The following is a 21974-nucleotide window of genomic DNA, read 5'->3' on the forward strand; positions in this document are numbered from 1 at the left end:
GGATGCTGCGACGGATTGGCATCCTCACCGGCGCGTGCGCGCTGATCGGCGGCGTGCTGGCCGCTCCTGTGTCGGCCGAGCCGATGCCGCCGTGCGAGTTCGGCCTGTCATTCCTGTGCAGCCTGCTGCCCATCGCGCCCGGCCTTGAAGGCGATATCGACCTGACCCACGATGTGCCGCCGGCGAACTCGCTGCCCGAGGATCAGGTGGCCGACCCGTGCGCGCTGGGGTGCATCTGACCGGCTACTTCCTTCAGTCCGGCCCTCTCTCCCCGACTCGTCCCTCGCCGGCTCGTCGACCGGACTAGAGCCAGGTGTCGGGTGTGGTGGCGGTGATAAACGCCTCCAGATCGTCACGCCACTGCGCGGGAGAATTCTTGTCGGGCTCGATACCGGTGTACTCGCCGCGGTAGAACAGCAACGGCCGCGGTTTGACCTTCGGCACCTCCGAGAGGGAGTGCACCGAGCCGAACACCACGAAGTGATCGCCGCCGTCGTGCACCGACGCCACCGTGCACTCGATGTGCGCCAACGCTCCCTCGATGATCGGCGATCCCAATTTTCCTGGGCGCCAGTCGATTCCGGCGAACTTGTCCGGCTCCTTCGAGCCGAAGCGTGCCGAGACCTGCTTCTGCTTCTCGGTCAGGATGTTGACACAGAACTGGCCGCTGGCCTCGATCGCCTGCCAGGAGCGCGAGACCTTGGTGGGGCAGAACAGCACCAGCGGCGGATCTAGGGACAGCGCGGCGAACGACTGGCAGGCGAAACCGATGGGCTGCTCGTCGGTGACGGTGGTGATGATCGTGATGCCCGTGCAGAACTGCCCCAGGACGTGGCGGAACGTCCGTGGGTCGATCCCCGGTGTGCTCATCAGGAGAAAGCCGTGGCTACTTGAAGCCGACGCTGAAGTCGTGCCCCCACAGGCTGACCGCGGTGCTCTCGCGGGCCACCCAGTTGTCGTCGTCGACTTCGAGCCCCTCGCAGCCGAACTCGATGTCGAACCCGCCGGGTGTCTTCATGTAGAACGACAGCATCTTGTCGTTGACGTGCCGGCCAAGGGTGGCAGACATCTTCACCTTGCGTCGCAGCGCACGGTCCAGGCACAGGCCCACGTCGTCGGCTTCACCCACCTCGACCATCAGATGGACGATTCCGCTGGGCGTCTCCCCCGGCATGAACGCGAGGCTGTGATGGCGAGGATTGACACCGAGGAAGCGCAGCCAGGCCGGCGCACCGTCGGCGGGCCGGCCCACCAGCTGAGGAGGCAGCTTCATCGAGTCGCGCAAGAAGAAGCCCAGCACGTCGCGGTAGAAGTGCAGCGTCTCGGCGTCGTCACGGGTGGTCAGGACGACATGGCCGAGCCCTTGCTCCTCGGTGACGAACGTGTGTCCGTAGGGGCTGACCACCCGGCGGTGCTCGAGCGCCACTCCGTGGAAGACCTCGAGCGTGTTGCCCGACGGGTCGTCGAAGATGATCATCTCGTCCACGCGACGGTCGGCCAGCTGCGTTGCGGTGGCCTCCTTGTAGGGGGTGCCCTCGACGTCCAGGCGTTGCCGAATGTCCTGCAGTGCCGCGGCATTCGCGGTCTCCCAGCCGGATTCCAGGAGGCGGTCGTGCTCACCGGGCACGATGATCAGGCGGGCCGGGAATTCGTCCATCCGCAGATACAGCGCCCCATCGGTCTCCCCCTTGCCCTCGACCATACCGAGGACCTTCAAGCCGTATTCACGCCACGCAGCGACATCGGTGGACTCGATGCGCAGATACCCAAGCGATCTGATCGTCATGACTCGGCTCCCAGGAAATCGATGGTGAGCTTGTTGAATTCGTCGAACTTCTCCAGCTGCGCCCAGTGTCCGCACTGTCCGAACACGTGCAGCTGAACGCGCGGAATCTGCTTGAGCGCCACCAGCGCACCGTCGAGCGGGTTCACCCTGTCCTCGCGCCCCCAGATGAGGAGCACCCGCTGGCGCAGCTTGTACACCTCGCGCCACATCATGCCGAGCTCGAAATCAGGTCCGGCGAACGACTTGCCCATCGCCTTGGTGGCGGCCAGCGATTCGGGGGTGCTGGCGATCTGGAACCGCTCCTCGACCAACTCGGGAGTGATCAGGCCTTGATCGAACACCATGATGCGCAGGAACTTCTCGATGTTCTCGCGCGTCGGGTCCTGGGCGAACCGGCCCAGCAGCTTGACGCCCTCGGTGGGGTCGGGGGCGAACAGGTTGACACTCAGTCCGCCGGGCCCCATCAACACCAACCGGCCGGCCCGCTTCGGGTTGTCCAGAGCGAAACGCACCGCCGTGCCCCCGCCGAGTGAATTGCCGACCAGCGCGGCTCGCTCGATGCCCAGATGATCGAACAGGTTCAGCAGCGCGGTGGCGCTGTAGCGGTTGTACTGCTCGTGCTCGGTGTGCTTGTCGGACAAGCCGTAGCCGGGCTGGTCGACGGCCAGGACGTGGAAGTGCTTGGCCAGCACCGCGATGTTGCGGCTGAAGTTCGACCAGCTCGAGGCACCGGGACCACCCCCGTGCAAGAGCACCACCGTTTGCGAATTGCCCACTCCCGCTTCGTGGTAGTGCAGCTTCATGTCCTCCCGGACCTGCGCATACCGCGAGGTGGACTCGAAGGTGATCTCTTGCTGCTGGGCGGCTTCGGCGGCGAAGGACGTCATGGCTCAGACCATCGTGTCTGCGGGCGGGAGACCGAACTCGTCGTTACCGAAGATCAGGTACGCCCGCTCGGGTTCGTTGGCGGCATGCACCCGGCCGGCGTGGGCGTCGCGCCAGAATCGCTGCACGGGCTGATCCAGGTTCAGCGCGGTGGCACCGGAGGCCTCGAACAGCAGGTCGATCGAGGCGATGGCGCGCGCGGTGGCACGCACCTGGTCGCGACGGGCGCGGGCGCGCAGGCTGAACGGAATGTCTTTGCCCGCGCTCAGCAACGCGTACTCGTCGCTGACATTGCCGGACAGCTGACGCCAGGCGGCGTCGATGTCGCTGGCCGCCTCGGCGATGCGGATCTTGGCAAACGGATCGTCCTTCGACTTCTCTCCCGCGAACGCCGCCCGCACGCGCTTGCCCTGATGCTCGACGTGCGCGTCGTAGGCCCCGTAGGCCATTCCGACGATGGGCGCCGAAATGGTCGTGGGATGCATTGTGCCCCAAGGCATCTTGTATACCGGCGCGGTGTTCTGCTGATAGCCGCCCGCGGTGCCGTCGTTCATCGCCTTGTAGGACAGGAAGCGGTGGCGCGGTACGAAGACGTCCTTGACCACCACGGTGTTGCTACCAGTCGCTTTGAGTCCCACGACATTCCACACGTCGTCAATCCGGTAGTCGGTGCGCGGGATCAGGAAGCTGCCGAAGTCGACCGGCCGCCCATCCTTGATCACCGGGCCGCCCAGGAATGCCCACACCGCGTGGTCGCACCCCGACGACCACTGCCAGGCGCCACTGACCTTGTACCCGCCGTCGACCACCTCACCGGCGCCCATGGGAGCGTAGGACGAGGAGACCCTGACCGTCGGATCATCACCCCAGACTTCTTCCTGGGCCTGCTGATCGAACAGCGCGAGGTGCCAGTTGTGCACGCCGATGATCGATGAGACCCAGCCGGTGGACCCACACGCGGTGGCCAGTCGTCGGACGGCTTCGTAGAACAGTGCCGGATCCGCCTGGAAGCCACCCCACTGCTCGGGTTGCAGCAGTTTGAAGAAACCCACCTCATTGAGGTCGTTGATGGTGTCGTCGGGCAGCCGGCGGAGTTCTTCGGCAGCTTGGGCGCGTTTGGCGATCAGGGGGAGCAGATCGTCGATACCGGCCAAGACCGACTGCGCGTCACGTTGTTGAATGGAAGTCACTGCATTTCCTCCCGAGGGGTGCGGGACCCGTAAACATCTGGGACCAAGACTAGAACACGTTACGATTTGTGTCGAGAACCGTGCACGTGCAGCGGCTGGACCTGCGAAGGTGCATTTCTGTAACCTGTTCTAGTTATTACCCGGCGATGAGGAGGGTGCAGTGGCGACGGACGAGCCGCTCGGCAGCCATGTACTGGAGCTCGAGATCGCCGACGTCATCGCCGAGACCGAGGATGCCCGGTCGTTGGTGTTCAAGGTCCCCGACGGTGCCGACGTACCGGTGGAACGGTTGCGGTACACCCCCGGCCAGTTCTTGACTCTGCGAGTACCCAGCGACCGCACCGGATCGGTGGCACGCTGCTACTCGCTGTGCAGCTCTCCGCACACCGACTCCGCACTGACCGTCACCGTCAAACGCACCGTCGAGGGATACGCTTCGAACTGGCTCTGCGACAACGCACACGCCGGGATGAAGATGCACGTGCTCGCCCCGTCGGGCACGTTCGTGCCCAAGTCGCTCGACGGCGATTTCCTGCTGATCGCCGCGGGCAGCGGTATCACCCCGATGATGGCGATCTGCAAGTCCGCGCTGTCGGAGGGCGACGGACAGGTGACCCTCCTGTACGCCAACCGCGACGAGAAATCGGTGATCTTCGCGGAGGAGTTGCGTGAACTGGCGGCGAAATACCCCGACCGGCTGTCAGTGATCCACTGGCTGGAGTCGGTGCAGGGCCTGCCCTCTGTCGCGGCGCTGACGCGGTTGGCGGACCCGCACACCTCGCGGCAGGCGTTCATCTGCGGGCCCGGCCCGTTCATGGCTGCCGCAGAGGAGGCGCTGCGGGCCCTCGGGATGCCCGACCAGCAGGTCCACATCGAGGTGTTCCGTTCCCTGGACACCGATCCTTTTGCCGCGGTCGAGCTCGAGGAACCCGAAGAGGGCGCAGAGGCGCCGGCCACCGCTGTGGTGACGTTGGACGGCACGACCCATGAGCTCAGTTGGCCGCGCAATGCCAAGCTGCTCGATGTGCTGCTGAACAAAGGCCTCGATGCGCCGTTCTCCTGCCGCGAGGGCCACTGCGGCGCGTGCGCGGTGTTGAAGAAGAGCGGCGAGGTCAGCATGGAGATCAACGATGTCCTGGAACCGTCGGATCTCGAAGAGGGGCTGATCCTGGGTTGCCAGGCGCTGCCGGCATCGGATTCCGTCGAAGTGACCTACGACGAATGACGACGGGATAGTTTCGTGCAGATGAAGCGGCTCTTGGCGATTCCCGCGGCGCTTGCTGCGGTCATGCTCGCGCAGCCCGCGTCGGCCGGCGCCGCCTCCGATTCGGGGATGTCGTCCTTCCCGGTCGACGCGGCAACCCAGGTGGAAATGCATGTCAACGCCAACTGCGTGCCCGCCGAAGCCAGGTGTTACTTCGACACCCAGGCCAACCTGATGACACCCACCGGGCCAACGGGATTTCCCGGCGACTTCTGGGCCCGGCAGACCATCACCCTGCGCAGCAACGATCGCAATGTCTGGCAGGAAGCCGAGTACAGCGCTCCGGCCGGAATGCCACGAGAGACCAAGGGCGCCAACCACAACAACGTTCTGTCCCGGATGCTGAAGAACCCGAGCGGTGTCGAGATCTCGGTGACCTATTTCGGCGGTGGGCCACTGGAGCGGTTCCGCGTGGACGGCAGTTCGGTGCCCACCGATTGGAAGACCGGCCGGCCCAACACCGCTGCCGACTTCATCGTCTGCTCCCAGATCCAGGTCGTCTACGGCGGGCACAACGTCACCACCCGCGGGGCGTGCGGCCAGACTTCGTTCTAGAAGCGCAGCTCGAGCCCCGTGTGCGTCGCACAGAACGCGAGGATTTCGGTGAGCCGCCGGGCGGACTCGATGGCCCCCTGCGCACCGTGGCCCTGATCGGCGTGCACCCGCAGCAGGATCGGCGCGTCGCCGGAGTGCACACTGTCGAGCTTGTCGACGAGTAACCGCGCATGGCCGGCCGGGCAGCGCGGGTCGTTGGCGCCGGCGATCACCAACGTCGGCGGGTAGTCGGCAGGTTGTGCGTTGACCACCGGGTCGATGGCCTCCATCCAGCTCCGCTCCGCGGGGATCCTCGGGTCGCCGTACTCGTCGCGACCGATGGCGTAGGTCAGTGCAGAGCGGTCCATGTTGACCAGGTCGGTGATCGGCACATCCGACACCACCGCGGCCCACAGGTCGGGGCGCTGCGTCAACGCGACCGCGGTGAGCAGGCCGCCGTTGCTGGCGCCGTAGATCGCGAGGTGCTCACTGCTGGTCCAGCCCAGCTCGATGAGTTTCTCGGCCACAGCGTAGAAGTCGTTGAAGGTGTTCTGTTTCTGATCGCGGTGACCGGCACGCCACCAATCGGCACCGTACTCACCGCCGCCGCGCAGATGTGCCAGAACGTAGATACCGCCGGCCTCCAGCCAGGCGGCATGGCCGTTGACGTACGCGGGCAGATTCGCCAGACGGAAACCGCCGTAGCCGGTCAGGAACGTCGGGTTCGGCCGGGTCAAGTCGAGGTCGGCGCGATGGATGACGTGTGCCGGGATCTCAACGCCGTCCGCGGAGACCGCGGTGAGGTAGCGGACGGTCATGTTCTCCAGGACCAACGCCGGGGCCTCCAGGCATTCCAGCCGTCGATCGCCGAGTTGGTAGCGGTAGATCCCCGGCGAGGTGGCGAGGTCGGAGTACAGGAACGTCAGCTCGTCGGTACCACGCGCGAACGCCGGCAGGGCCGGGTGAGCGGCCCGCTCGGTTACCGCTCCCACCCCGCCCCGTCCGGGCAACGGCACTTCGGTGCGCTCGCCGGTGGACAGGTCGATGACGTCGATCGCCGCGCTGCACTCACGTAGGCTCGCCACTACCATCGTGTCGCCGAAGATCTCGAAATCGAGCACGGTGTCCGCACTTTCGGCTAGCAGCTCCGACCAGGTACCTGGATCGCCGGAGGTGCCGAGCGGGACGCGCACGATGCGGTTGCGCGGCGCGTCGTTGTCGGTGAGCGCGTAGATCATCTCGTCGGCGATGACACAGCGGAAAACGCCGGGCACCCCTTCGAACACACGCATCACCTGAAGATCTTTGGTGATGAGATGGTCGACACGCACCTCGGTGTTGCCGGTGACGACGGCGACGTAGTGACCGTCCTTGGAGACCTTGGGAACGGGAAACGACAGGTCCTCCGGCAGCGGGGCCGCCCAGTCCGATGCCGGCTCCCCGAGGATGAACCGGCGAATCGGCATCCGCACGGTGTCAGCTGTGACATCCCTTGTGGCGCACCAGAATCCTGAACCATCAGGCAGCCATGAGGGCTCGAAGCAGACGTTCCACGGCACCTGGTCGGGCAAGCGCTCACCGCTGGCCACGTCCACCAGGAAGACCTCGTTGACCTCGGCGCCCTGGGCGGTGATCGAGTAGGCCACCACCGCACCGTCCGGCGACGGTGATACCCACCCCAGAGAGATCGGCAACCCATCGGCTGCGATATGGCCATTCGGATCGACCAGGATCCGCGGTCGGCCGTCGACGGCGTCACGGACAGTGATCGCGGGCAGTTCCGCGGTGGAGTCCAGGCGCGCCAGCTGAAACCAGAATCGGCCGGCCCGGATCGGCGTCCACCTGCTCGCGGCGTCCGAGTACCGCAGAACCGAGGCTTCGAGGCCGGCGAAGCCGTTGACCGCGTGCAGTGCGGCCACCGCCTCGGCGGAGCGTTGCACCTGCCAGTGCAGGGCGGCGGGGTTGTCGGTGCGCAGATCGATCACGGGGCTCCTCCCATCGAGGTGACAGCCCAAGTTTGTGTCGACCCAAATTATTTGTCAACACCCAAAGTTTTGCGTTTCACTTCGGCCAGGCTCGCTCCAGCCGCACGAACACCTCGTCCAGACGCTCGGCGATGTCGGCCGTCGTCCACTCCTCGGTGACCTCCGAAAGCAGGACCGACAGCGCCGCCACCGTCGCGTGGGCGGCCATTCGTGCCTGCAGGGCCGACCAGTCCGGGGCGCGGTCGGCGTACAAAGCCGCGAGCGTCTCTCCGGTGTCGTGGTTGATGCGCAGATACGAACCCCACAGTGCCGGATCGGATCGGACGGCCGTGAGAAAGCGCACCGTCTCGGCAGCCTCGAACACGGCGCCACTGTCGGCGCCGTCGCGAATCAGGTTGAGCAGCGCGGTGAACGGACCTTCGTCGGTGGGCCGCGTCGCCAGCAGCGTCGCCAGGTTGGTGGCGCTGGCCAGTTCGGCGACCACGGCGTCGAGCAGGTCGGATTTGGTCTTGAAATAGTTGAAGACGGTCGTGTCGGAGACACCGGCGAGCTCGGCGACCTCCACCATGGACGTGCCCGCGGCGCCGTCGCGTGTCATCAGCAGCTGAGCGGCTCGCAGGATCGCTTCGCGTGTCTGCTGGCGATTGCGGTCACGAAGACTCATCCGTGGCGTGGCACTGCCCCCACTGGTCGGCATCGTGTGAGCATAGGGTGCCAGAGGTTACCGCGGCAGCCCCAGCAGACGCTCGCCGGCGACGGTCAACAGAATCTGTTCGGTGCCACCGGCGATGGTCAGGCAGCGGGTGTTGAGGAAGTACCGCACCTCGGGATTGTCGACTAACCCGCCGCCGGGGGTCAGCTCCATGACCCGTTCGGCCAGCGCTTGCCGGTACCGCACGCCGACGAGCTTGCGCACACTGGACTGCGCACCCGGATCCCTACCCCCGACCGCCATCTCGGCGATCCGCTGATCGAGCAGCGACCCGATCTGCGCGGCAACGATCAACTGTCCCAACGAATCCTGTTCGGCCACATCCAGTTCGAGATCGCCTACGGCACCGATCAGATCTTCCATGCCCTTGTCGAGCTTGCCACCGCCGCCCATCGCCACACGTTCATTGGCCAGCGTGGTGCGGGCCAGCGGCCACCCGCCGTCGACCGGACCGATGACCAGTTCATCGGGTACGAACACGTCATCGAGGAATACCTCGTTGAACAGTGCCTCGCCGGTGATCTCCCGCAACGGCCGGATCAGCAGGCCGGGAGCGCTCATGTCCACGACGAAGTAGGTGATGCCCTTGTGCTTCGGGGCGTCCGGGTTCGTTCTGGCCAGACACACCGCCCAATTCGCCTTCTGCGCGTTGGAAGTCCACACCTTTTGTCCGGTGAGCAGCCAACCACCCTCGGCGCGAACGGCTTTGGTGCGCAGTGCGGCCAAGTCGGAACCGGCGCCCGGCTCGGAGAACAGCTGACACCAGTAGATCTCCCCGGACAGCGTGCCCGGGATGAACCGCTCGATCTGCTCAGGGGTGCCGTGCTCGAGGATGGTGGGCGCGGCCCACCAGCCGATCGAGATGTCCGGGCGGTCCACGTCCGCCGAGGCCAGCTCCTCGTCGATCAGCAGCTGCACCGCGGGCGAGGCTTCGCGGCCGAACGGCTTGGGCCAGTGCGGCGCGTAGAGGCCCGCCTCGGCCAGGGCGGCCTGACGTTGTTCGACGGGCAGGGCGGCGATCTCGGCGACCTCGGCCGCGATACCGGGCCGCTGATCCTCGACGTCGCTGAGATCGATGCCGAGCCGGCGGCGCACCCCGGCGGTGGTCAACTCGGCGACCCGCCGCGACCACGCCGCGCGTCCGCCCAGCAACTGGCCGATGGCGTAGGCCCGGCGGAAGTACAGATGCGCGTCGTGCTCCCAGGTGAAACCGATCCCGCCGAGGACCTGGATGCAGTCCTTGGTGTTGCGGATGGCGGCATCGATGCACGTGGTGGCGGCCACGGCCGCGGCAATGGCGAGCTGGTCGTGATCGGCCTCGTCCGCGGCACGCGCGGCGTCGGACGCGGTGATGGCAGCTTGCTCGGAGCGCAGCAGCATCTCGGCGCAGATGTGCTTGACGGCCTGGAAGCTGCCGATCGGCTTGCCGAACTGTTCCCGCACTTTGGCGTACTCGGTCGCTGTGGTCAGCGCGTAGCGCGCGATGCCCGCCGCCTCGGCGGCGAACACCGTGGCAACCAGGTCGCGAAACCGGGTGGCCGAGACCGACAGCGGGGTGGCCGGAGCCGATGTCAGCGTGACCCGGCCGAGTTGGCGGGAGAAGTCGGTGGGCGTCAGCAACTCGACGTCCACCCCGCCCGCGCGCGCGTCCACCAGGACCCACTGGCTCCCGGCGGGCACCAGCAGCACGGCGTCGGCGTCCGCGCCGAGCACGTGGTCGACGCTGCCGGAGACGGTGCCGTCCTCCAGCGTGAGGTCGGCCGTCAAGGCCAGCGCGGCGGCACGGTCGCCGCCGGCCAGGGCTTCCAGCAGCGTTGCGTCCTCGACCACCAGGGTGGCCACCGCCGTCGGGGCGACGGGACCGGGTACCAGCGCGGCAGCAGCTTCGTCGATCATGGCGCACAGGTCACCGATGCTGCCGCCGGCACCACCGGCCCCTTCCGGAACCGCCACGCTGAACAGCCCCAGTTCCGTCAGGCCGGCGAACACCGGCCGCCACGCGTCCGGCTTGCCCTGCTCGATGTCACGGATGGCCGCGATGGCGCCGGAACTGGCCGCCCAGCTACGCACAAGCTCCCGCGCAGCTAACTGTTCGGCCGCTCCCGCGCCAGAAACTCCAGACACCGCACACTCCTTGGTTTCGCAGCAGTTGACCGGTGCGGCCCACTAGAACGTGTTCTAATAGTGCCAGTGATCGCACGTCAAGTCGACCACTGTTGCAGCAGTACACAGACGACTCTCACGGATGTCTCGGGGGCGCGGGGGTGAGAATTTCAAGTCCGCGATGCGTATCGTTTCAATCGATACGTGAGAAGAAGGAGCTGTCGGCCGCATGTCCCAGGCCTCTATGCCAGCGCAAACCGCGTCAGTTCAGGCGAAAGCGGACCAGAAGTCCGCGGCACAACCGCGTGAGGTTCTGACGGTGGCAGTCCTGTCCGAGTCGGAACTCGGATCCGAAGCGCAGCGCGAGCGCCGTAAACGCATCCTCGACGCCACCATGGCGATCGCCTCCAAGGGCGGTTACGAGGCCGTGCAGATGCGGGCCGTCGCCGACCGCGCCGACGTGGCCGTGGGCACGCTGTACCGGTACTTCCCGTCGAAGGTGCACCTGCTGGTCTCTGCCCTGGGGCGGGAGTTCGAGCGCATCGACGCCAAGACCGACCGCAGCCCGGTCGCCGGCGGCAGCCCCTACGAGCGGCTCAACTTCATGGTGAGCAAGCTGAACCGCGCGATGCAGCGCAACCCGCTGCTCACCGAGGCGATGACCCGCGCCTACGTGTTCGCCGACGCGTCCGCCGCAGGTGAAGTTGATCACGTGGAGAAGATCATCGACTCGATGTTCGCCCGCGCGATGGCCGACGGTGAACCCAGTGAAGACCAGTTCCACATCGCCCGCGTGATCTCCGATGTGTGGCTGTCGAATCTGCTGGCCTGGTTGACACGACGCGCATCCGCTACCGACGTGAGCAAACGCCTGGACCTGGCGGTGCGACTGCTGATCGGTGACGGAGAGCACCCGAAGATCTGACCCGGTGAGCCTCCCCGAAGACCTCACCGCTGCCCTGACCCGGGTGGCGCGGGTTCCCCGACTGCTCGTCGCTTGCGACTTCGACGGCACCCTGGCGCCGATCGTCAACCATCCTGGTGACGCCCGTCCGCTGCCCGCGGCCGCCGATGCCCTGCGTGAACTGGCCACGCTGCCGGCGACGTCGGCGGCTCTGATCTCCGGCCGGGCCCTGGCGGATCTGGGCACGCTGTCCGGTCTGACCGGCGCGGTCCACCTGGTCGGCAGTCACGGCGCGGAATTCGAGACCGGTTTCGGCCATGAGATCGACACCGCGCTGCTGCAGACCATCACCGATGAGCTGACGGCCATCGCGGCGCGCCATCCGGGCGTCACGGTGGAACCCAAGCCCGCCAGCGTCGCCCTCCATGTGCGCAATGCCGCCCCGGCCGACGGGGAGGCCGCGCTGGCCGCTGCGCGTGCGGCGGGAACCGGCTGGAGCGCGCAGCAGACCGAGGGCAAGGCCGTCCTGGAATTCGCGGTGATCACCACCGACAAGGGGGAAGCGCTCGACATCCTGCGCGACCGCGACACCGCCGACGCCGTGGTGTTCTTCGGCGACGACGTGACCGACGAGAAAGCGTTCCGGCGCCTGCGCGGCGGCGATGTGGGGGTCAAGGTCGGTCCCGGTGACACCGCTGCCACTCACCGCGTGTCCACCCCCGAGGACGTGGCGGCCGCGCTGGAGTTCCTGCTGAGCCGACGCCGCTAGCCGGGCGGGCCGGCGGTGCGGCCACGGATCAGCTCGGTGGGCAACACGTCGATCACCGGCAACCCGTCCCGTGGCGGATTGTGTAGCAAAGCCCCTGCCCGCCTGCCCTTTTCGAAGCTCGGCTGCGACACGGTGGCCAGCCCGCGTTTGACGGCTTCGGGGATGCCGTCAAACCCGGTGACGGTGACCTGTCCGGGTACGTAGATACCGCGGGCCCTCAGGAAATCCATCGCCGACAGCGCCAGCACGTCGGCGGTGCACATCAACGCGGTGATGCGCGGATTGCGTTGCAGTGCCAGCTCGGCCGCGGCGCCGCCGGACGTCGGACCGTGTTCATAGCTCTCGATGACCGTCAGATTGTCCGGATCGAGCCCGGCCGCCGTCATGGCGTCCTGCACCCCGCCGATTCGCTCGCATTGCACGTGAAAGAGCTTGTCGGCCAGCCGATCCCGTTCCGCAACGGCGACCAGGCTGTCGGCTTTGCCGGGTTCCCGGCCGAGCCGCATCGTCAGCAGACCGATCTCCCGGTGTCCGAGCCCGATCACGTAATCGGCCATCTCGCGCATGGCGGCGCGGTCGTCGATACACACCAGCGACGTCCCAGGGACGTCGCGAGGCTGATCGACCAGTACCACCGGCAGCCGTCGGTCCAGCACCGACTGCAGGTACGGGTCGTCATCGGCGGCGGAGTAGACCACGAAGCCGTCCACTCCGGCCGACAACACCGCGCTGGCCCCCTCGGCCACACTGCGGCTGGGGCTGACCGCGACCAGCAGCAGCCCCTGCCCCACCTCTTCACACGATTCCGCCAGCCCGGCGACGAAGTTCAGCGCGGCGGGATCGCTGAAGGAATAGGTCAGCGGTTCGATGATGACCAACCCGACCGCTCCCGCTTTACGGGTGCGCAGTGACCGCGCCACCGGGTCGGGACCGGCGTACCCCAGTCGCTTGGCGGTGGCGAAGATCCGCTCCCGCAAATCGGACGACAGCTGGTCCGGGCGGTTGTAGGCATTGGAGATCGTGGTGCGCGAGACCTTGAGCTCGGCGGCCAGCGAAGCCAGAGTGGCCCGCCTGCGCGGAGCCGGACTTCTGGACATGCTCTGTGAGGTTAGTTCATGTGTCCGGCGGGCTCGCTCTTCGGCACCGCGCCGGTGCGCTGCGCCACCGACCACACCCCCAGCCAAACCAGGCAGACGATGGTGACGATGACGAAGCTCGGCGGAAGATCGAAGATCGAGGACACCACCAGACCGGCCCAGACGGCCAGCAGCGACAAGGCAGTGGACACCAGCATCGCCAGGACGGGCCGGGCCGTCAGCATGATCGCGGTGGCAGCCGGGGTGACCACGAGCGCGAACAGCAGCAGGGTGCCGACCGCCTGAACCGCCATGGTGATGGCCAGGCCCAGCAGGGCCATGAAGACGATCGACAACGCCCGCACCGGCACGCCCTTGGCTTCGGCCACCTCGGCGTTGACCGACGCGAACAACAACGGCCGGAAGATCGCCGCGATGGTGACCGCCAAGACGGCGACGAGCACCGCGAAGATCACGAGCTGCTCGTGGGTCACCGCCAGCAGATTGCCGAACAACACGTTGGTGACGGTGCTGCTGCTCTTGGTCGCCTGCGAGCTGAAGAACAGACCCAGACCGGTGGCCGCCGCCAGCACGGTACCGGTGGCGATCTCCCGTTCGTCGGCCTTCTTGCCCAGCGCACCGATGACGAGCGCACCGCCGATACAGAACACCCCGAGCCCCAGGGTCACGGGCACGCCGAGCAGGACGGCGCCGGTGGCGCCGGGAAAGCCGATGTGCGCCAGGGCATGTGCGGCGAAAGCCGTGTTCCGGACGACGATGAAGTACCCGATCAGACCCGCGGCCAGCGCCACGAGGGTGCCGCCGATCAGCGCGTTGCGCATGAACGCCGAGGTGAGGATCTGCCACCAGTTCTCCTGGTAGCCAAGCGCGATCACCTGTGTGGTCACCTACACGCTCCTCATGTACAGCTCACCCTGGGGCGTGTGCACCACCTGGATGGAGGTGCCATACAGGTGACTGAGCAGTTCTTCGTCCACCACTTCGTCCATCATGTCGAAGTGGGCGTGCCCGTCCAGCAGGTAGATGGCACTGTCGAGCACACCGAGCAGCGGGTTGAGATCGTGTGCCACCACCAGGATGGTGACACCGAATTCGTCGCGGATCCGGCCGAGCAGCCGGACGATCTCGCGCTGGTTGCGCAGGTCGATGGCAGCCAGGGGCTCGTCGAGGATCAGCAGCTGCGGATGGCTGACCAGCGCCTCGGCGATCGCAACACGTTGTCGCTGGCCCCCGGAGAGCTCGGAGAGTCTGCGACCGGCGAAGTCGGCGGCCCCGACCGCGGCGAGGGTCTCCATCACCCGGTGCCGCTGGTCGGCCGTCGGACGCGCGAAACCCCAACGGTTACCGATCAGGCCCAGCATCACCGCGTCGGACGCACGCACCGCGTTCCCGGCCGCTGCGGCGTAGTTCTGCGGGACATAGCCGATCAGGTCGGTCGCCTGGCCCGCCGGACGGCCGAGCACACGCACGGTGCCGGAGGCCACCCGCAGCAGGCCCAGCACCACCTGGAGCAGGGTGGTCTTGCCCGAGCCGTTCGATCCGATGACCGCGGTGATGCCGCCGGCGGGTATGTCGAAGGTCCCTTCCGACCAGATGAGCCGGCCGCCACGGACCACGCTGACATCCGCGAAGGACAGCGCGGGGGTGTCAGACCCCGACACCGAGGGCCTTGGCGAGTGCGTCGAGTTGTTGCACCTGCCAAGCTTCGAACGAATCGGCGCCCGGCGGCACGGTTTCGGTGACTTCGACCACCGGGATGCCCGCGCTTTCCGCGGCGGCCCGGAGCTGATCGGGCACCGAGCCCTCGGTCTGGGTGTTGTAGATCAAGACATCGGCGCCCTTGTCGCCGAGCAGACGCAGGAAGGCGTCGAGGTCGGCCGGGGACGGGTCGGTCTCATTGGCCGAGGAGGCCTGATAACCCTGGGGCGTGACATTGGTCAGGCCGGTCGCGGCCGCCATGTCATCGAAGACGCTTTCGGTTGCCGCGTAACGTTTTCCGTTCGATTCGGCCTTGAGCTTCTCGATGGTGTCGGTGTAGGGCTGCAGCGCGGTGGTGAAGTCCTCGCGACGGGTGTCGAAGTAGTCGGCCGCGTCGGGCGCGAGCTTGCCGAGCTCGGCGGTGACCGCGTCGGCCAGCGCCGTCACTGCCGTCGGGCTGTACCACGCGTGCGGGTTGACTCCGCTGTCTGCGTGGTCGTGATCTCCGCCTTCGTGAGCGTGGTCTTCCTCGGACGATTGCAGCGCGGCCACCACGGGTGCATCGGGTGCCGATGTCGACGCCAGTTTGGTCGCCCACTCGTCGTAGTGGCCGCCGTTGACGACCACCAGTTGGGCCCCTTCGAAGGTCGCGGCATCCGAGGGGGACGGCTCGTAGTCGTGCGGGTCCACCGACGAGGATGCCAGCACGGTTTTCACGTTGGCGCAGGCGCCACCCAGATCGCTCACGATGTCGCCCCACTGATCGACGCTGACGACGACCTCGACCGGGGTGACGGGGCAGTCGCCGGCGGCTGCCTGCGCGGAGGTTCCGGTGGAGTCGCCGGAGTCGGCGCCGCCGGAGCATGCCGCCAGAGCGAAGGGTGCGGCCAAGACCGCGACCGCGAGAAGACCGGCGCGCGCCGCCCTCAGAGATGCCATGCCGGTAACGATAACCGTTTGCAGTAGAGGTCGCCTAACCGAAGGTCCTTATTGGTAATGATTACCATTAAGGGATGACCTCTCCCGACCTTCTGCCCGTCACCGTCCTGTCCGGATTCCTGGGTGCCGGAAAGACCACCCTGCTCAACCACATCCTCGCCAACCGTGACGGCCGTCGCGTCGCGGTGATCGTCAACGACATGAGCGAGATCAACATCGATGCCGCGCTGATCGCCGGCCAGGGCCACCTCGACAGGACCGAGGAGAAGCTGGTGGAGCTGACCAACGGTTGCATCTGCTGCACGTTGCGCGAAGACCTGGTTGAGACCGTCGGCGCGCTGGCCCGGCAACACCGGTTCGATCAGCTGGTCATCGAATCCACCGGAATCTCCGAACCCATGCCGGTGGCGGCGACGTTCGAGTGGGAGTTCGACGACGGGTTCCGGCTGGGCGACCTGGCGCGGCTGGACACCATGGTCACCGTGGTGGACTGCTCGACGTTCCTGCCCGAGGTCGTGCGCGGGCAGACGTTGGCCGAACGAGACCTCAGCGCGGGCGACGGCGACGCCCGCAGTGTCGCCGATCTCCTGATGGACCAGGTGGAGTTCGCCGACGTGATCCTGCTCAACAAGACGGACCTGGTGAGCCCGGCGCATGTGGGCGCGGTCGAGACGGTGGTCCGTCGGCTCAACCCGCGGGCGACCCTGCTGCGCACCGATCATGGTGTGGTCGAGCTGAGCGAGGTCCTGTCCACCGGCCGCTACGACCCCATCGCGGCGGCGGAAGCGCCCGGCTGGGACGAGGAGATCGCCGACGGCCACACCCCGGAAACCGAGGAGTACGGCATCGGATCGATGACATTCCGCGCCGACCGGCCCTTCCACCCACAACGGCTGGCCGAGATCCTCGGCCAGCTTCGAGGGGTGTTGCGCAGCAAGGGTTTCTGCTGGATCGCCAGCCGGGCGGACATCGCGGCCATCTGGTCACAGGCCGGTCCGAATCTCGTCATCGAACCGGCACAGTTCTGGTCCACCACAGACATCAGCCCGGGCCAGGAGATCGTGCTGATCGGCCTACGGCTGGATCGTGTGCGCGTCGACGAACTACTGCGCTGGGCACTGCTGACCGACGACGAAGTCGTCCAGGGTCCGGCCGGGTGGGCCGGCTATCCCGACCCACTTCCGGAATGGGGAGTCACGCACAGCCATTCACACTGACACCTGGTTCAGGCGACTGGTCGCGCCAGAACGCCCAGCGCTGCACGGGCAGCGCTGGGCGTCTCGCGCATCGGTCAGTGCTCGTGGCCGACAGGCCCGTTGAGCTCATTGGGGGTGTTCGGCAGTGTTCCGGTCTGCGTCACCTCGCCGGTCTCGATGTCGACGACTTTGATCTCCTTGGCCGCGGGGTCGGTGACGTAGACGTCGTGGCCGCGGACGAACACGGTGGGTTGGGGTTGCTGCCACTCGTCGGGTTCGGTCCACGGCGTCACCACGTCGATGCTGCGGATGTTCTGGGCGGTCGCCGGATCGAACACATGCAACTTGCCGTCGGTGCCGAGCATCAGCGCTTCGGCGTGCGGACCGCGGGCCAATGACCTGAACGAGTAGCTGACGCCCTGGGGCATGGGTACCAACCTCAGTTGGTTCGTCGTGGTGTCGACGAGGGCGAACTGGTTGGGCCGTTCCAACTCCGCATCCGGGTCCACCTTGTAGTCGGTGAGCGCGACCGGCGAGTCCGGATGTCCCTTGATGTTTCCGGTGCGGCCGTAGGGATCCGGGCTCGGGATCTTCGTGAAGGCGCCGGACTTGAAGACGACCGGACCGTTCTCGCAACCGAACACGACGGCCTCGTCGGCGACCACGGTCTCACCGTGCAACCCCGGGCAGTCCTCGGTGCGGGCGATCTCCTTGCCACTGGCGTCCATCGCGATCGCGCCGGTCCGCCCGTCCTCGGTGCCCTCACTGATCAGCCGGGTGCCGTCGGCGAGCACGACCGCGACGCCGTGATGCGCCGCCGTCGCAGTGAACTTCTCGGTTGGCGGCGTACCGCCGGCCGACAGGTCGTGCGGATCGAAGATCGTCGCCTCGCCGGTACCGTCGGCGAAGAGCACGGTGTTCTCCCCGTGCACCACCACGTGCCCGGGTTCCGGTGCCGGGAAAACGATGTCGGTGAGGGTGCCTGTCGTGGCGTCGAGCACCTGGAAGCCCTCACCGGTGGAGACCATGACATGACTGTCGTCGCCGGCGGGGTTGATCCGCAGGAAGCCTTCCAATGGAACGTCGGCCTTGACCTCCAGGGTCTCGCCATCCAGCACGGCGATGCCACCGTCGTAGGTCACCGCCACCGGCTCGTTGACGGTGACCTCGGCGGGCGCCGCCGACGAGGTGGCCCCGGCAGCCGGCGTCTCCGACGTCTGCTCGGCGCTGTCGCTGCCACCGCATGCGGTGGCCACGAGCGCGGTGAGGACCGCCCCCGAGACGAGGGAAAGGGGTTTCAGTGGTGACATCAATTCTCCTTTTTCATTGTGAAGCAGCCTGTTTCAGGACAAGCCGGCGATGATGGTGTCGGTATTGGTGGCCATCATGTCGAGATAGGTGCCGGCCTCAGAGCCGGGTTCGTCCAGCGATTCGCTGTACAGCGACACCACGTCGACGTCGAGGCCGGACTGTGAAGCAAGGGCCCTGGCCAGCCGGTCAGGCTGCGACGTATCGACGAAAATGGTTGTGACACCGGCTTCCCGGATGGCTCCGGCCAGCGATTCGAGATCCGACGGCGCCGGTGAAGCCAGCGTCGTGCCGCTGGGAACGACGGCGCCCACCACCTCGAGCCCATACCGCTGCGCCAGGTAGCCGAGCACGTGATGGTTGGTCACCAGTGCGCGACGGTCTGCCGGAAGCGCCGAGAAGCGTTGCGCCATCGTCGTCGCCAACTCACGCACCTGCCCCCGGTACGCCTCGGCGTTGGCCGAGATCTGCTCCGCACTCTGCGGAAGCTGCTCGACCAAGGACGCTTCCATGGCGTCGACTCCCGCGGTCATCCGCAAGGGATCCATCCAGAAGTGCGGATCCGGCGCACCCGCGGAATCGCCTTCGGAGAACGAGATTGCGTCGGCATGCTCCCCCACCGCCAGCGCCGGCACCCCTCGCTTCGCGGCGGCGTCGACGTGGTGCTGTACACCCTCTTCGAGTCCGAGTCCGTTGTAGATGATCAGATCGGCGCGGGAAACCGAGTCGGCCTCCTGGGCGGACAATTCGAACGAATGCGGGTCGGCATTGCGTTTCATCAACACGGTGACGTCTGCGGTGTCCCCGACGACGTTGCTCACCACGTCACCGAGGATGTTCGTCGTCACGACGATATGGGCTTCACCGGCCTGCGAGGAGTCGTCTGCGCACCCGGCCACGACCAGTGCCACTGCCGCCAACGCGGCCCACCAGCGCCTCATCGGCCCGTCTCCACCATCAGATCCGGCGTCACCGCAGTGCGAAGGGTCCGCGCCAACCGCAGCCCGTCGCGATAGTCGACCTCGTAGACCACCTGCGCGGCAGCATCATTGATGTAGGCACGGTCGGTGTCCACATCGATCACCGGAGTCGGGGTACCGGCTGGAAGTCCGTCGGCGAACAGAGCCAGATCAGCGGTCTGCGTGCCGGTGGTCATGTCGAACACCCGCAGCGAACCGTCCCCGGTGAGTGCCAACACCTGACCGTCACCGGCGGACGTCGCCGCAACGGCGCCCGGCACCGACACCACCTCCCAGGTCCGCTTCGTGCTGTCGAGCAGCCACACCTGGTCCCCGTCGCGGCCCACCAGGGTGCCCTCCCGCCCCCGGTTCTCCAGCGGGCCCAGCACCGGGCGTTCGCCCGCGGGGAAGGGAATGGCCGTCGCTTCAGGCGTACCGGCCGCGACGACGCGGACCGCTCCGTCGCGACAGGTGAGCACGACAGCACTGCGGGTGGCCGTCGCGCCGCCGGCGTCGGCGCACGGCACCGGCAACACCGTCACGTCGCCCTGGTCGTCGACCACGTGGAGCTCACCGGTGTCCCCTGCCACCACCAGTGCGCCGCCATAGGGCGCCACGACACGGGCGCCCGCCAGATCCGGCGCGGCCTCCGGCGATTCGATTCGACCTTCCGCCAGGGCTTTACGGTCAAGCAGTGTGGGCGGTTCCTCCGGTGCGTGCAGTGCCACCACACCGTCGTCGGCCGTGATCTCCACCGCGCCGAAGTCGCTGTTCCCCGCTGTCGACGGTGGCTTGGCGTAGTAGTGATTGTGGTCGCCGTGGTAGTAGGTCCAGGCGCCGGAATCGATGATGGTGGTGCTGTTCTCGCCGACCAGGTATCCGTACCGGCCGTCGCCGAGAAGGCCGCGCACCGGTCCGAATTCCCCGATCGTGACTCCGGTTTCATCGAAGGCGTCGAGAACTTCGGTAGCCCCGGTGCCGGAATCGACGACGATCAGGCGCGTGGGCGCGTCGGCCAGCTCGATGACATCGGGTGAGGACTTGTTGTGCTCGGCGCCTTCGGTCGCCATCGCCGGTGAGGACGTGGGCGGCTGCTCTGCGGCTGCGCAACCGACCACAGTCGCGGCGGCCACCGCCACCACCGCCGTCGACCGCAAACGCGTCGACAGCGCCTTGACTGACAAAGAGACGAAGAACAACGCCACCGCGGTGATCGCGATGGTGGCCCCGCCCGCGGTGGAGGCGTGCCACGAGACCACCAGACCGATTGCCACAGAAGCGGATCCGATGAGTGCGGCACCCGCCATGATCGCGGGTACGCTGCGGGCCCACACCAGCGCGGCCGCCGGTGGTGCCACCAAGAGTCCGAGCATCAGCAGCGTTCCGACCACCTGGAATGACGCCACGATGGCCGCTGCCATCAGTACGGTCAGCGCCGCCACCGCCATGCCGGGCCGCAGACCGAGGGTGGCCGCTTTGCGAACGTCGAAGGTGGCGGCTACGAAGGCGCGTCGGCCCATAAAAGCCACCGTCGCGATGCACACCAGCGCCAGCGTCAGTCCGATCAGGTCGGCAGTGGTGGCGGCCAGCACGTCGCCGAAGAGCAGCGCGGTCAGATCGGTGGCGAAGCTTCGGGAGTGCGACACCACGATGACGCCCAGTGCGAGCATGCCGACCAGCAGGAGCCCGATGCTGGTGTCGGCCGAAAAGCGTTTCGACGAACCGAGCGCCGAGACGCCGTAGGCCATGGCCAGCGCTGCGACCATTGCTCCGAACACAATGTTGCCGCCGACCATCGACGCCAGCGCCACCCCGGGCAGCACACCGTGCGCCATCGCGTCACCGAGGAAGGCCGCACCGCGCAACACCACCCAGGTGCCGACGATCGCACAGATCAGTGTGACCACCAGACCGGCTACCAGCGCGTGCCTGACGAGGGTGGATTCGAACGGTTCGGTCAGCCAGTCCAGCACGGGCTAGACTGTAACCGCCAATGATAATCATTACCAATTAGGTGTTGTGCATGTACAGCAATGCGGTGACGCTGACGTCAGTGTCGTTCGGATACAACGATGTTCGTGTTCTCACCGATTTCACGACTCACATCCCAGGCGGTTCGACCACCGCGATCGTCGGCCCGAACGGTTCTGGCAAATCGACGGTGCTCAGCCTGATAGCGGGCATCCTGCGGCCGGCGCGCGGCACGATCGACCTCGATGGCGCGCGGGAGGTGGCATTGGCGCCGCAGCACAGCCAGGTTGCCGAGAACTTCCCGATCACGGTCGCGGAGGCGGTGTCCATGGGCCGGTGGCGCAAGCTCGGGCTGCTGAAACGAATGAAAGCCGACGACCACCGCATCGTCGATCACTGGATTGGCCGCCTCGGTCTCGACGACCTGCGTCAGCGCCGCATCGGTGAACTCTCCGGCGGTCAGCGCCAAAGGGCCCTGGTGGCCCAGGCATTCGCCCAGCAGGCTCCCATCACAGTCCTGGACGAGCCGACCACCGGTATGGACGCCGAGTCCAGGGGGCAGGTGATGAAGGGGATCCGCGAGCTGGTCGAAGCCGGCCGCACAGTGGTGCTGGCCACCCACGATCGTGAGCTGGCCGACGAGTGCGACACCTGCGTGGCCCTACCCTAGGGGC

Annotated in this window: 21 protein-coding genes; 7 read left to right on the plus strand and 14 right to left on the minus strand. The window is 66.9% G+C overall.

Annotated features, from left to right (window positions below):
- Nucleotides 1-2: 2 nt before the first annotated feature.
- On the plus strand, nt 3-239 hold the full coding sequence (locus AC3A6P_RS29945) for a fibronectin-binding protein (protein WP_487696011.1): 237 nt from the start codon (nt 3-5) through the stop codon (nt 237-239).
- Between the two features lie 64 nt (nt 240-303).
- Here the strand turns inward: AC3A6P_RS29945 and hsaB are convergent, their stop codons facing one another.
- The 4 genes from hsaB to hsaA are packed head-to-tail and all read right to left on the minus strand — an operon-like array spanning nt 304 to nt 3861.
- Nucleotides 304-870, minus strand: a complete 567-nt coding sequence (gene hsaB / locus AC3A6P_RS29950; protein ID WP_487696012.1) for a 3-hydroxy-9,10-secoandrosta-1,3,5(10)-triene-9,17-dione monooxygenase reductase subunit — start codon at nt 868-870, stop codon at nt 304-306.
- 16 nt (nt 871-886) lie between these two features.
- Nucleotides 887-1786 (minus strand): iron-dependent extradiol dioxygenase HsaC, encoded by a 900-nt coding sequence (hsaC, locus tag AC3A6P_RS29955; protein WP_487696013.1) that lies wholly within the window; start codon nt 1784-1786, stop codon nt 887-889.
- Nucleotides 1783-2673, minus strand: a complete 891-nt coding sequence (gene hsaD, locus AC3A6P_RS29960) for a 4,5:9,10-diseco-3-hydroxy-5,9,17-trioxoandrosta-1(10),2-diene-4-oate hydrolase (protein WP_487696014.1) — start codon at nt 2671-2673, stop codon at nt 1783-1785. Before hsaD ends, hsaC begins: the two co-directional genes overlap by 4 nt.
- A gap of 3 nt (nt 2674-2676) precedes the next feature.
- On the minus strand, nt 2677-3861 hold the full coding sequence (gene hsaA, locus AC3A6P_RS29965; RefSeq protein ID WP_487696015.1) for a 3-hydroxy-9,10-secoandrosta-1,3,5(10)-triene-9,17-dione monooxygenase oxygenase subunit: 1185 nt from the start codon (nt 3859-3861) through the stop codon (nt 2677-2679).
- Nucleotides 3862-4021: 160 nt separating this feature from the next.
- Here hsaA and AC3A6P_RS29970 point away from each other — a divergent pair, with 160 nt between their 5' ends.
- Both AC3A6P_RS29970 and AC3A6P_RS29975 read left to right on the plus strand, forming a co-directional pair.
- Nucleotides 4022-5086, plus strand: coding sequence for a 2Fe-2S iron-sulfur cluster-binding protein (locus AC3A6P_RS29970; protein ID WP_487696016.1), 1065 nt, complete (start codon nt 4022-4024; stop codon nt 5084-5086).
- Nucleotides 5087-5107: 21 nt separating this feature from the next.
- Nucleotides 5108-5680 carry a hypothetical protein gene (locus tag AC3A6P_RS29975; protein ID WP_487696017.1) on the plus strand — a complete coding sequence of 191 codons (573 nt, stop codon included), beginning with the start codon at nt 5108-5110 and terminating at the stop codon, nt 5678-5680.
- Here AC3A6P_RS29975 and AC3A6P_RS29980 read toward each other — a convergent pair.
- The 3 genes from AC3A6P_RS29980 to AC3A6P_RS29990 all read right to left on the minus strand — a co-directional run bounded on the left by AC3A6P_RS29980 (nt 5677) and on the right by AC3A6P_RS29990 (nt 10480).
- Complete coding sequence (locus AC3A6P_RS29980) at nt 5677-7644, minus strand: prolyl oligopeptidase family serine peptidase (RefSeq protein WP_487696018.1); 1968 nt, start codon at nt 7642-7644, stop codon at nt 5677-5679. The two genes, AC3A6P_RS29975 and AC3A6P_RS29980, sit on opposite strands and share 4 nt — an antisense overlap.
- Nucleotides 7645-7720: 76 nt before the next feature.
- Entirely contained in the window at nt 7721-8341 is a 621-nt protein-coding gene (locus AC3A6P_RS29985; RefSeq protein WP_487696019.1) for a TetR/AcrR family transcriptional regulator, read from the minus strand.
- Between the two features lie 24 nt (nt 8342-8365).
- Nucleotides 8366-10480, minus strand: coding sequence for an acyl-CoA dehydrogenase family protein (locus tag AC3A6P_RS29990; RefSeq protein ID WP_487696020.1), 2115 nt, complete (start codon nt 10478-10480; stop codon nt 8366-8368).
- 298 nt (nt 10481-10778) lie between these two features.
- On the opposite strand from AC3A6P_RS29990, the gene kstR reads away from it, so the two are divergent.
- Entirely contained in the window at nt 10779-11384 is a 606-nt protein-coding gene (kstR, locus tag AC3A6P_RS29995; protein ID WP_487696021.1) for a cholesterol catabolism transcriptional regulator KstR, read from the plus strand.
- Nucleotides 11385-11388: 4 nt separating this feature from the next.
- On the plus strand, nt 11389-12132 hold the full coding sequence (gene otsB / locus AC3A6P_RS30000) for a trehalose-phosphatase (RefSeq protein WP_487696022.1): 744 nt from the start codon (nt 11389-11391) through the stop codon (nt 12130-12132).
- Here the strand turns inward: otsB and AC3A6P_RS30005 are convergent.
- From AC3A6P_RS30005 to AC3A6P_RS30020, 4 genes are read right to left on the minus strand one after another with little or no spacing between them, the layout of a single operon-like run.
- Complete coding sequence (locus AC3A6P_RS30005; protein ID WP_487696023.1) at nt 12129-13229, minus strand: Rv3575c family transcriptional regulator; 1101 nt, start codon at nt 13227-13229, stop codon at nt 12129-12131. The genes otsB and AC3A6P_RS30005 overlap by 4 nt on opposite strands.
- A gap of 11 nt (nt 13230-13240) precedes the next feature.
- Nucleotides 13241-14116, minus strand: a complete 876-nt coding sequence (locus AC3A6P_RS30010) for a metal ABC transporter permease (RefSeq protein ID WP_487696024.1) — start codon at nt 14114-14116, stop codon at nt 13241-13243.
- Entirely contained in the window at nt 14117-14890 is a 774-nt protein-coding gene (locus tag AC3A6P_RS30015; RefSeq protein WP_487696025.1) for a metal ABC transporter ATP-binding protein, read from the minus strand. It lies immediately after the preceding gene.
- Nucleotides 14877-15866 (minus strand): metal ABC transporter solute-binding protein, Zn/Mn family, encoded by a 990-nt coding sequence (locus tag AC3A6P_RS30020; RefSeq protein WP_487696026.1) that lies wholly within the window; start codon nt 15864-15866, stop codon nt 14877-14879. Before AC3A6P_RS30020 ends, AC3A6P_RS30015 begins: the two co-directional genes overlap by 14 nt.
- Nucleotides 15867-15940: 74 nt before the next feature.
- Here AC3A6P_RS30020 and AC3A6P_RS30025 point away from each other — a divergent pair, with 74 nt between their 5' ends.
- Complete coding sequence (locus AC3A6P_RS30025) at nt 15941-17083, plus strand: GTP-binding protein (RefSeq protein ID WP_487696027.1); 1143 nt, start codon at nt 15941-15943, stop codon at nt 17081-17083.
- A 74-nt stretch (nt 17084-17157) separates the two neighbouring features.
- On the opposite strand, the gene aztD is transcribed toward AC3A6P_RS30025, so the two are convergent.
- Genes aztD through aztB form a run of 3 tightly spaced genes read right to left on the minus strand, consistent with a single transcriptional unit; the run spans nt 17158 to nt 21302 of the window.
- Nucleotides 17158-18372: a zinc metallochaperone AztD gene (gene aztD / locus AC3A6P_RS30030; protein WP_487696028.1), complete on the minus strand. Its 1215-nt coding sequence runs from the start codon at nt 18370-18372 to the stop codon at nt 17158-17160.
- Between the two features lie 33 nt (nt 18373-18405).
- Nucleotides 18406-19311 carry a zinc ABC transporter substrate-binding protein AztC gene (gene aztC / locus AC3A6P_RS30035; protein ID WP_487696029.1) on the minus strand — a complete coding sequence of 302 codons (906 nt, stop codon included), beginning with the start codon at nt 19309-19311 and terminating at the stop codon, nt 18406-18408.
- Complete coding sequence (gene aztB, locus AC3A6P_RS30040; RefSeq protein ID WP_487696030.1) at nt 19308-21302, minus strand: zinc ABC transporter permease AztB; 1995 nt, start codon at nt 21300-21302, stop codon at nt 19308-19310. Before aztB ends, aztC begins: the two co-directional genes overlap by 4 nt.
- A 50-nt stretch (nt 21303-21352) precedes the next feature.
- Here aztB and aztA point away from each other — a divergent pair, with 50 nt between their 5' ends.
- Nucleotides 21353-21970: a zinc ABC transporter ATP-binding protein AztA gene (gene aztA, locus AC3A6P_RS30045; RefSeq protein WP_487696031.1), complete on the plus strand. Its 618-nt coding sequence runs from the start codon at nt 21353-21355 to the stop codon at nt 21968-21970.
- Nucleotides 21971-21974 lie beyond the last annotated feature (4 nt).

Source organism: Mycobacterium sp. Soil_C_30, assembly GCF_057656995.1.

What these genes read in the sequence shown, in the direction of transcription:
- aztA (WP_487696031.1), top strand. Translation starts at nt 21,353, where the DNA reads ATGTACAGCAATGCGGTGACGCTGACGTCAGTGTCGTTCGGATACAAC.
- AC3A6P_RS30005 (WP_487696023.1), bottom strand. Translation starts at nt 13,229, where the DNA reads ATGTCCAGAAGTCCGGCTCCGCGCAGGCGGGCCACTCTGGCTTCGCTG.
- AC3A6P_RS29945 (WP_487696011.1), top strand. Translation starts at nt 3, where the DNA reads ATGCTGCGACGGATTGGCATCCTCACCGGCGCGTGCGCGCTGATCGGC.
- AC3A6P_RS29975 (WP_487696017.1), top strand. Translation starts at nt 5,108, where the DNA reads ATGAAGCGGCTCTTGGCGATTCCCGCGGCGCTTGCTGCGGTCATGCTC.
- aztC (WP_487696029.1), bottom strand. Translation starts at nt 19,311, where the DNA reads ATGAGGCGCTGGTGGGCCGCGTTGGCGGCAGTGGCACTGGTCGTGGCC.
- AC3A6P_RS30020 (WP_487696026.1), bottom strand. Translation starts at nt 15,866, where the DNA reads ATGGCATCTCTGAGGGCGGCGCGCGCCGGTCTTCTCGCGGTCGCGGTC.
- hsaB (WP_487696012.1), bottom strand. Translation starts at nt 870, where the DNA reads ATGAGCACACCGGGGATCGACCCACGGACGTTCCGCCACGTCCTGGGG.
- AC3A6P_RS29985 (WP_487696019.1), bottom strand. Translation starts at nt 8,341, where the DNA reads ATGCCGACCAGTGGGGGCAGTGCCACGCCACGGATGAGTCTTCGTGAC.
- AC3A6P_RS30025 (WP_487696027.1), top strand. Translation starts at nt 15,941, where the DNA reads ATGACCTCTCCCGACCTTCTGCCCGTCACCGTCCTGTCCGGATTCCTG.
- hsaD (WP_487696014.1), bottom strand. Translation starts at nt 2,673, where the DNA reads ATGACGTCCTTCGCCGCCGAAGCCGCCCAGCAGCAAGAGATCACCTTC.
- aztD (WP_487696028.1), bottom strand. Translation starts at nt 18,372, where the DNA reads ATGTCACCACTGAAACCCCTTTCCCTCGTCTCGGGGGCGGTCCTCACC.
- hsaC (WP_487696013.1), bottom strand. Translation starts at nt 1,786, where the DNA reads ATGACGATCAGATCGCTTGGGTATCTGCGCATCGAGTCCACCGATGTC.